Here is an 8,168-nt window from a genome sequence, read left to right on the forward strand (position 1 = left end):
CGGGCCGCGTTCGATCGCCACCACGTTCAATCCGGCACCAGTCAGCTCATGCGCCAGGATGGAGCCAGTCCAGCCCAGCCCAACAATCACCACATCAGTTGCTGGCAATTTGCGCGTCATATTCCCGGTACTCCGGACGAGAACTTATTGCGCCTTTGGCGCCTATTCGGGCCGGCCAGCAATGCCGAGCGGTGGCAGCGGATAGCGCTCGTTGTGCCGCTCAACCCAGTCGCGGTAATCGTAGCGTGCGCCGGGAAATCCGATCATCTTCCAGCCGACCATATCGCGGTTGCCGCCGTAAACTGGGTCAGCGAAGAACCCCTCCCGCGTGTTCTGCAGCAGATACTCGAAGAACGCCCGACCGCTCGTTCCTTCCAGTTGCACCTCGCCTTTCTCCAACCCTGAGAGAACTTTGTCCTTCTCATCGTCGGGAATCTGGGGAAAGGACTTTCCCGCGTAGGCGGCGCGGCAGTGCCTGTCGAGCGCGGCCAGCGCTTGGCGATACCGAGCCGCCGGGGTCAACGGCGACTGTTCTCCCTGCTCCGGCGTCCCGTCGGCGAAGGGCCCGTGCATGTAGAGGCCCTCGGCGCTGCCATAGGATCCCGCAAGTTGTCGGTCGATAAAGACCGCACAGCCGGCATCCTTGCCCCCCGGCGTCTGCGGGTCCGGCGGGATCAGCCGGTCGACGAGCGCTTCGACCGCAGCTCCTTCCTCCGGAGTGAAATACACCCACGGTCCAGGCCGCACCGCTGTTGGTGGAGTGCCGGCAGTTGTCGCCCACGGCAAACTGCCCTTGACGACCAGCGCGCGGGCGGAAGTCGCCGAGAACACCAAAGCCATGGCGGTGGTTATGAGTAATTCGCGGCGGCGCACGCCGGGATTAGAGCGCGACGGGCCGGGTATTCCCTCCCCGGCACTATCAGCAGCGAGGGCCGTCTTCCGGATACCGTTGGCGCTGAGCGAAATCTCTTTCGCGACCATAGTGCTCCCCTGGATCGTGAACACGGAGTTCCAAGGTGGCGCGTCAAAGCAGAAGGATAGCACAGTCTAAACGGTTCTCAAGTCGGGTGCGTCCAGTTCAGCAATTTAGGTCGCGGCAAAGCGGGGGTTCGGCTTGGCGTTTTGGGGTCCGGTGCGCCGGGCGTGCCTGAAAGAGCTTGAGCATGAAGTGATCGTATATTGGCAAAGCACATCCACAAATTCGAATCATCGAAGCGGTAGATGTGTTGCTCAAGCAAGAGAGATTTACGAGTGGGTTTAGGTGAAATTACATCGAGGATTAGCGTGACCGCTCCGGGATCAATCGCTCCAACTTGACCATGCGCGGGCCACTCGGTCTGGCCCGATAGGCGGAATTCCAATTGTTCTTCATGCTAATTTGCGGTCCATTTTTTGCTTCCTCATAAAGCGCTTGACTAAACACGCCAACATTAGCCTCGGGAAGCCCTCGCACCTGCCCGGATGCGCATTCGCGTTGAACGACGTCATGCAGAACCAACATCATCAACCGCGCAACATCGCCCGGTCCGATGCACCCGGCAGACTGCGGCAAACAGCGCACCTCCGTCCCAGACGTCCCGATTGGCCCCACCGCGTCGAGGCAATCAGCCGCGCTGAGGAATTCGTTACGTCAGTAGGGCAGCCAATAGCCTTGCCGCTGCCGCGCAAAAGCGTAGCGCGGGTTGATCCCACAATACGAGCGGGTGCCGGATGCGGTCGCCCAGCATTGTTGGTAGGTCCAGAACTGGCAAAGGCCCGGCCAGCCCCAGTCTCCTCCTTTTAGGCAATAAGGGTAGTCTTGCGCGGCGGCGGAGTTTGATCCCGCCGCTGTTAGCAAGGCTACAGCGGAAACGGCGGCGAATAGAAGACAGCGCATGAAATAGCTCCTCAGAATTGGTCTTGGAGCCCCGACAGCGAGGAAAATCATGATCATAGGCCCACGCCTCCACGAGTGGCCTTTAATCTAGATCAACGGGTCGCGCGCCACGCTCGAGCAGTTGTGGCTTTTCAATTGCATTGATCATCGGTCGCATTCGAGAGCGGCTGTCTCGGCATTGCGCCGTGTGTGATTGTCACGGCTCGTTTACCATGGCGTCCGCCGGATTTGTGTAGGCACGAGTTTGACCACCGATGTCCCCTAGGTGTTTAGTCCCGGCATTTGCTGGAGCGGATTGAGTTTGAATCGTTCTGGCTGGGAAGTCCAGCATTTGCAGATGTACTCGTAGGGTGTGAGGCCCTTCAGGGTCTTCAGCCGCCGAGCGTAGTTGTAGGCGGTGATGAAGTCGGCAAGGTGAGCTTTGAGCTGATCGTGTCGATCGTAATGGTAGCGTTGGACGGTCGCTTCCTTGATCGTGCGGTTCATGCGCTCGACCTGGCCATTGGTCCAGGGATATTGCGGAACCTGGGGTCGTGCGGAAAAGACGGTCTCACCACATTCGCGTTGTGCCTGCGGGACCGCAGTGTCTTAATAGCGGGTCGCTTGACCAAGGCGGCCCGCAGCAAATAACCGATCAGATACAATACCTACACGACCGGCTGCTTGTTCTTGTTGATGTTGTCCAGGAATTGGCGATCAAGATTAAGGTGCGCTGTGACGAGATTACGCGGCGTGAGCGCCATCCATTGCGCGAGCGAAATGTCCTCGAAATGGGGCGCGCGGAACAGTTCGAGGAACCGGAGCGGATCACTGCCGGTGTTCTCGACATAATGCGGCATGGACAATGGCACGTAGCCGACATCGCCGGCAAGGTAGTCGAAGGTGCGCGCAGCACCTTGTGCGGCGAACACGGTCATGCGCGCCTTCCCGGAGATGTAGTACTGCCACTCGTCGGCATTCGGGTGCCAATGGATCTCGCGCAGGTGGCCTGGCTGAACTTCGACCAGCGCTGCTGCAAGGTTTGTCGAAATAGGAAAATTGCTCGAATCGGCAATCCGTACAGTACCGCCGGGTGCTTGGGTGGGCTGCATCTGCATCAGGCGGAAACTCATGTCCCTATCCCGCGGAAGCGGCCCAGCGGGGCTCTGAATCCTGTCTTGCTCCAGCGAGGGTGGCTCCGCGGCTGGAAAGATGAACTTCTCGTGCTTCGGAATGTCGTCGAAGACCTTCTTGTCGACCATGAAGTTCTTGGCGAGAACCTCTGGCGGAAAGTGCGCGAACATGTCAGTTATCGCGAAAGTGCTATCCTCCGAGAAACCACCGTCCGTGAAGGCCAACAAGAATTCGGTACCTTCCGGTGAGAGGCCTTGGATAGAATGCGGTATTCCACCGGGAAAATACCAGAGATCCCCTGGACCGACGTCGTCCACGAAATCGTGCCCGTCCTTGTCGATCGCGGTAATTCTGGCCTTGCCGGCCAACATAAAGGCCCATTCGTCAGGCTTGTGCCAATGCAGTTCGCGCACGCCTCCAGCGGTTAGGCGCATATTCACGCCGGCGATCGTGGTCGCAATTGGCATTTCGCGTTGCGTGACTTCCCGTGACCAGCCGCCTTCGCGCATTTTGACGTGCGCATCGGCAAAAGCGAAACGCAAATTTGGAATTCCGCCGCTGTCGGTTCCGGGCGGCCGCAGGATGTCGGGATTCTGCGCTTCCCGGGCTGCATTATGCGGACCGAGTATCGGTGCGCCGCGCTTGCCTTCGACCGGTTGCTCTTGAGCTGACGCGGCCGTTGCGCCAAGGGCGACGGCACCGGCGAGGAGGGTTCTGCGTGTCGGATTTAACATGGGCGGGCTCCCCGTTCTGGATGTACCCCAGTCCCAACGGCGCAACGCAGGAATTGAACGCCAGTTCCTCTGCCCACCGTCGTGCAAAGCCCACAGCGTGCGTCGTGCCATTCGCGCGGATATAAGGCACGGTCGCGATTTTGCGTGCCTGGGGGTGGAGCTGGGGCCGCCTTCGAGAGGCAGTATGTGCCAACCGATGCCGGTCGGGGATAGGATCCCGCTGCATCGTTTCGGCGAGGCCGGGCAAATCGGCAAGACGGCGCTGTTCCTTGCGAGCGACGATTCCTCCTTCGTGACCGGATCGGAGCTGGTCGTCGAAGGCGGCATATCGCAGCTTTGACATTCAGACTCAGAAGTCGTGGCATGTCTCAGCTGGGTCCGCTTTACCCCTGACAACGGACATGTGGCCGACCTTTTGGTCGTACGTTACAGCCGAGGCCACATTCTGCCGGTTACCAGATTTGTGAATGATATTTTTCATTAGAAGGAGAGCCGTCGTCATCAGCGAAAAGGTATTCGGCCTCTTGCGGCGGGTCCTGCAGGATTGTCAGTGCTCGACCGGACAGCGGCACAATGTGGTCGCGCTTCCGGCGTCCTCGCCTGCCCTTCAAGCGTGCGGCCGGCACGGTCCAGATGCACACGGGAAGACTAAACAGGAGAGGAGCATGCGCCTCATTGGTTATGTCGTCACCTTCCTAGCTGCCACTGTACTGACCTTTGGAGCGCTTGTTGGCTTTGAGCGTCTGCTAGGGGGATCATCAAACAGGGCCCCCATGCCGATCTTGAAGCGGCCCGCAGGGATTAGGTTTACTGCGCCAAGGCAGCGCCTATTGGAGCGCCGCGAAATCCGCTCGGCAAATTTCAATCCCTTGAGGGTCGGCTCATTCATGCGCTACATGGCGCCGTGGGTGGAAAGACTTCCCGTTGTCCCGTAGACCGTGCGCCAGTTCGTCACCGTTCCGTCCGCATGTATTCGCTGCGCTCAGATATCAACCGCACATCAGGCTCCGCACCCAAGGAATGGGAAGTTTCTAGCCGTACCGAACTCTCTCGAGGGCGCTCTGCTACAAGAACCCAGCCAATCAAGCCAAAAGCGAGAAGAGCGGCAGCTACCGTCCAAGGATGCCGCACCATGGCGTCCTCCTTTGGCAGTCAATCCTGTAGGAAAGTAAGCACCGAAGGCTCGGTATCCCAATTCACGATCGCGCGTGTCCGAACATCGATAGGAGTTATGGGCGCTGAGGGCGCCGGGTCGCCCGCCCAGGAGGCTATCCGGGCGGAGGCGGAGGCTTGGTCGTGCGCATGGAGGGCGACGGCGGGGCCGCCCAGCTGTCTCCAACGATCGGCCATGAATTAGGCCACAGGGAAGAGAAGGTCTTCCTGCATCGCGGCATCTCGACTCGTTTGTTTAAGCGGCAGTTCACCCTAGCCGACCACGTCGAGGTCCGTGGCGCCTGCTTCGAGACGGCCTTCTGATCATCGATCTTCAGCGGGAAGTCCCCGAGGCGATGAAGCCGCGCCGCATTGCAATTAACGGTGGGGCCGAAAAGGATGTCAGCCGGAGAGAGGGGAAGGCTGCCTAATCGGCCCCGTGCCAGTACATGCTGCCGTGCGGATCTGCGCGGCAGCGCCCTTCAACTCGTCCACCTTAGGAGGCGACCATGCGGCCGACGACCGCGACCAGCGACAACGTATTCGACTTCAATTTGCTCCTGCATGCCGGTATGGCTTTCGAGCATCCGACCGACACGTCAAATCATGAGGGAGGCGACGCCGCCGCTCGCTCACGGACAGCTGATCTCGGCAACAGAACGGCTGGCACTGCGGTTCCGATGGCGCCTGGGTCGGCGCCGCTCCGACTGGCGCGAGCGAGAGCTGTCGCTCCGTAGTTTTGAGGCAAATGTGATCACGACAATGACACATCGCTGCCTCATGCAGCGCACGATCACGCGGAATGATTAGGAAGGTCTGGGGTCGGTCCGGTCGCGGATGTACCAACCGGACAATCCGAATAAGCCCCCGGGAAGGCAGCTTCCCGAGGGCCTATTTTGCGCAGTGCGGAAAGCGACAGCGCTGCTGGCTCTTGCGTTCTGATTGCTGCCGACGTTCGCCTGATCCCGAAGCTACTCGTCCGACCGCAGGTTCGCTTCCATTTCTGCAACGATGTCTTGCAAGAGACGGATTGCGAGCGGGTCGGTGACCTCGCGTTCCATCATTCGGTAGCGCATCACCCGCTCTTCAAATTCCCGCTGTTGCTCGTCGTCGGTCATTGCGCACTCCTTGCGTGAGCAAGACGCGCGAGGAGACCGATGGTTGCCGGAACGTGAAATATTCTCGGCAGAATTTAGGCGGTTCACAGTCCATTCAGGCCAGAGCCCCTAAACGCTCGCGAGGGCTTCGATGCGATCGGAATTGTTGTCGATTGGATCGACGCCTGTAGGCAGGGTCGGTTGGATGATTTGCTTCGCAAGATGCGAGGCAGTCATGAACCCTCTTTCAACGGGCGACGTGTTCCTGACCGTCGCCATCATGTCGATGGCGTTTCTGATCGAGGTCGGCTTCTTCATCCTGATCGGAATGTTCTGAAAGGAACGCGCGGCGCGCGGCCGGATGTAAGGAACTAGTCCTCCGGGAACTTGATGGTTGAGACCGGCCATTTGCCATCATGACCTTTGATCGAAATCCGAAGCCCATGCAACTCATCCAGCCAAACGTTCTCGACCGTACCGGCCTTTCCGTTGGTAAGGACAACGGCGATGCCCATCAGTTCGGATTGTGCCTCACCGAACTCGTTCAAAATTTTTGACGCACGAACTTTAGCCGATGGCACTGCTCGCCCCTGTTCCGCCGAGCCGTCGGCGCTATCCACGCGGCTTAACGGCGCGGTTTGTCCCAACGCTCGGCCGCTGGAAAGATCAGGTGACGGCTCTTCCAAATCCCGGAGCCGGTTGAGTTGCGTTCTAACGCTCGGCGGCAATTCCGGCTCTGGTTTGAGCGACGCGCGCAATCTCTCGCCGATCTCTCGAACAATGGCGCGGCTGTTTGTGGTCTATGTCGATGCGGTTGCGCATCGCGGAACTCGGTACAAGAAAAACCGGCAGAAACTCGACCCTCTGGCGAGCACCGGTGGTAATTCTGAATGAACTGGAGACCGCCGCTTTTGGCTATCTGCGCGAGCGCTTGTTCTGACGACAGCGGGTCTTTGCGACCTTTGGCTATCCCGCGACATGCGCCGTGCTAGTTAACGGCGAGCGGCGGTCTCATGCCTTCTAGAGTCGCGGCGGGAGCTTTCGTTCCAAATCTGTTGCCAACAGATGATCCGATGATCCTTCGGAGCGCGGAACCGCTTAGCCGTTTCAGGCCCGGCCACCCTGACAGGAACTCGGCGGCTCCTTCCGCGCCTCAACGAGCCGAACCACCGTCTTGCAGATGGGGCACTCATACGATGTGATTTCGTAACTCTCGGCGATCGGCTCAACGGCGGTCGGCCGTCGTGCGCCATCGCAACTCGTACATATCAGCGTCGTCATCTGCTCGCCCTCCTGACAGCCGAGGGTACGGCAGGCAAGGTCAGATTTCTTTCCGTACTAGTCCGGGTTGCCGGCTTTGCCGCGACCGCCCGTGTTGGTCCTAATTGGCGGCGGAGTGTTGTGTGGGGGGCCGAGACGCATCGCTCGCACGGAGACCAGTAGAATTCATTTGCGCTACATCAAGAACATGTTTGCCCATCGCAGTGGCAAAGTGCTGTAGCCGAACAACCCTGCCTGTCCCAAGGCTGTTGAGGTTTATGAGGCCAGGTCTCCTAGGTTCACCGGGCCTCGTTTCGTCGGAGCATACAATAGCTGCAAAAGCCGTCGCCGCCGCGCGGTTTGCTGATCCATCTAACCTCTCGACGGCATAATACGCGAAGCCAGGGTGTCCAGCGAACCCTTATCGTGTGTTGCGGCCTAGGAAACGGCCGAAAAGCTGCCAGCCGCCATCAAGCCGCTAGTCCCTGTCCTCTGGCAAGGGACTGAGACGACGCGGATTGTCTAACCACCAAGCGGCCCCCCTTAGTTTTTCTTGAGACCGCTCAGTTTCCGCCTGTAGTAGCCTTCCCTCTGAACGGCGCGCCAAATCTCTTGGCTGACACTGGCGACGCCTTTCCTACGCTTGCGCCACCTGCCTGATGCGTCGCTAGGAGGGATCGGAAATCCCTTGCGCACGACCAGCAAATCACGCCTGCCGTTTAGATAGATATCAAACATCGCGGTTCTCCCCCAGCCAACACCAGCATATCGCCGCACATCAGAACGGAGCGTTGCGCGAATACAACAGCAATGCAGTTTTTTCCCGCTGCTACCACTTGCCGGGTCACCGGCCCCAGGGTGATGGATTGCGAATGCGGTAGGCTAGCACCAATTGACTTGGCGACCACAGGTGAGTGACTGCAAATGTCCCTGCTT

Annotated in this window: 9 protein-coding genes and 1 pseudogene; 2 read left to right on the top strand and 8 right to left on the bottom strand. The window is 59.3% G+C overall.

Annotated elements, in window-relative coordinates; translation table 11 throughout:
- The 5 genes and pseudogenes from AC5ZG1_RS42750 to AC5ZG1_RS42770 form a co-directional block, all read right to left on the bottom strand.
- Positions 1-120 (bottom strand): FAD-dependent monooxygenase (locus tag AC5ZG1_RS42750; protein WP_496136243.1); only part of this gene is annotated, 120 nt, incomplete at its 3' end.
- A gap of 42 nt (positions 121-162) precedes the next feature.
- Entirely contained in the window at positions 163-981 is an 819-nt protein-coding gene (locus AC5ZG1_RS42755) for a gluconate 2-dehydrogenase subunit 3 family protein (protein WP_496136402.1), read from the bottom strand.
- Between the two features lie 649 nt (positions 982-1,630).
- Positions 1,631-1,933, bottom strand: coding sequence for a DUF3551 domain-containing protein (locus tag AC5ZG1_RS42760; RefSeq protein ID WP_496136403.1), 303 nt, complete (start codon positions 1,931-1,933; stop codon positions 1,631-1,633).
- A 204-nt stretch (positions 1,934-2,137) separates the two neighbouring features.
- Positions 2,138-2,398 (bottom strand): annotated as a pseudogene (locus AC5ZG1_RS42765) (integrase core domain-containing protein); the annotation flags it as partial.
- Between the two features lie 125 nt (positions 2,399-2,523).
- The gene (locus AC5ZG1_RS42770) at positions 2,524-3,723 is read right to left on the bottom strand and encodes an oxalate decarboxylase family bicupin (protein WP_496136408.1); all 1,200 of its coding nucleotides are present in this window, start codon (positions 3,721-3,723) and stop codon (positions 2,524-2,526) included.
- 196 nt (positions 3,724-3,919) lie between these two features.
- On the opposite strand from AC5ZG1_RS42770, the gene AC5ZG1_RS42775 reads away from it, so the two are divergent.
- Together AC5ZG1_RS42775 and AC5ZG1_RS42780 are read left to right on the top strand one after the other, a co-directional pair.
- Positions 3,920-4,063 carry an SDR family oxidoreductase gene (locus AC5ZG1_RS42775; RefSeq protein ID WP_496136404.1) on the top strand — a complete coding sequence of 48 codons (144 nt, stop codon included), beginning with the start codon at positions 3,920-3,922 and terminating at the stop codon, positions 4,061-4,063.
- Between the two features lie 950 nt (positions 4,064-5,013).
- Positions 5,014-5,199: an alpha-crystallin domain-containing protein gene (locus AC5ZG1_RS42780; protein ID WP_496136405.1), complete on the top strand. Its 186-nt coding sequence runs from the start codon at positions 5,014-5,016 to the stop codon at positions 5,197-5,199.
- A gap of 647 nt (positions 5,200-5,846) precedes the next feature.
- Here the strand turns inward: AC5ZG1_RS42780 and AC5ZG1_RS42785 are convergent.
- The 3 genes from AC5ZG1_RS42785 to AC5ZG1_RS42795 form a co-directional block, all read right to left on the bottom strand.
- Positions 5,847-5,993 (bottom strand): hypothetical protein, encoded by a 147-nt coding sequence (locus tag AC5ZG1_RS42785; protein WP_496136406.1) that lies wholly within the window; start codon positions 5,991-5,993, stop codon positions 5,847-5,849.
- Between the two features lie 350 nt (positions 5,994-6,343).
- Positions 6,344-6,553: a hypothetical protein gene (locus AC5ZG1_RS42790; protein ID WP_028167672.1), complete on the bottom strand. Its 210-nt coding sequence runs from the start codon at positions 6,551-6,553 to the stop codon at positions 6,344-6,346.
- A 1,222-nt stretch (positions 6,554-7,775) separates the two neighbouring features.
- Entirely contained in the window at positions 7,776-7,970 is a 195-nt protein-coding gene (locus AC5ZG1_RS42795; protein WP_496136407.1) for a hypothetical protein, read from the bottom strand.
- Positions 7,971-8,168: the final 198 nt, after the last annotated feature.

The sequence above is a fragment of the Bradyrhizobium sp. Leo78 genome (genome assembly GCF_059512425.1).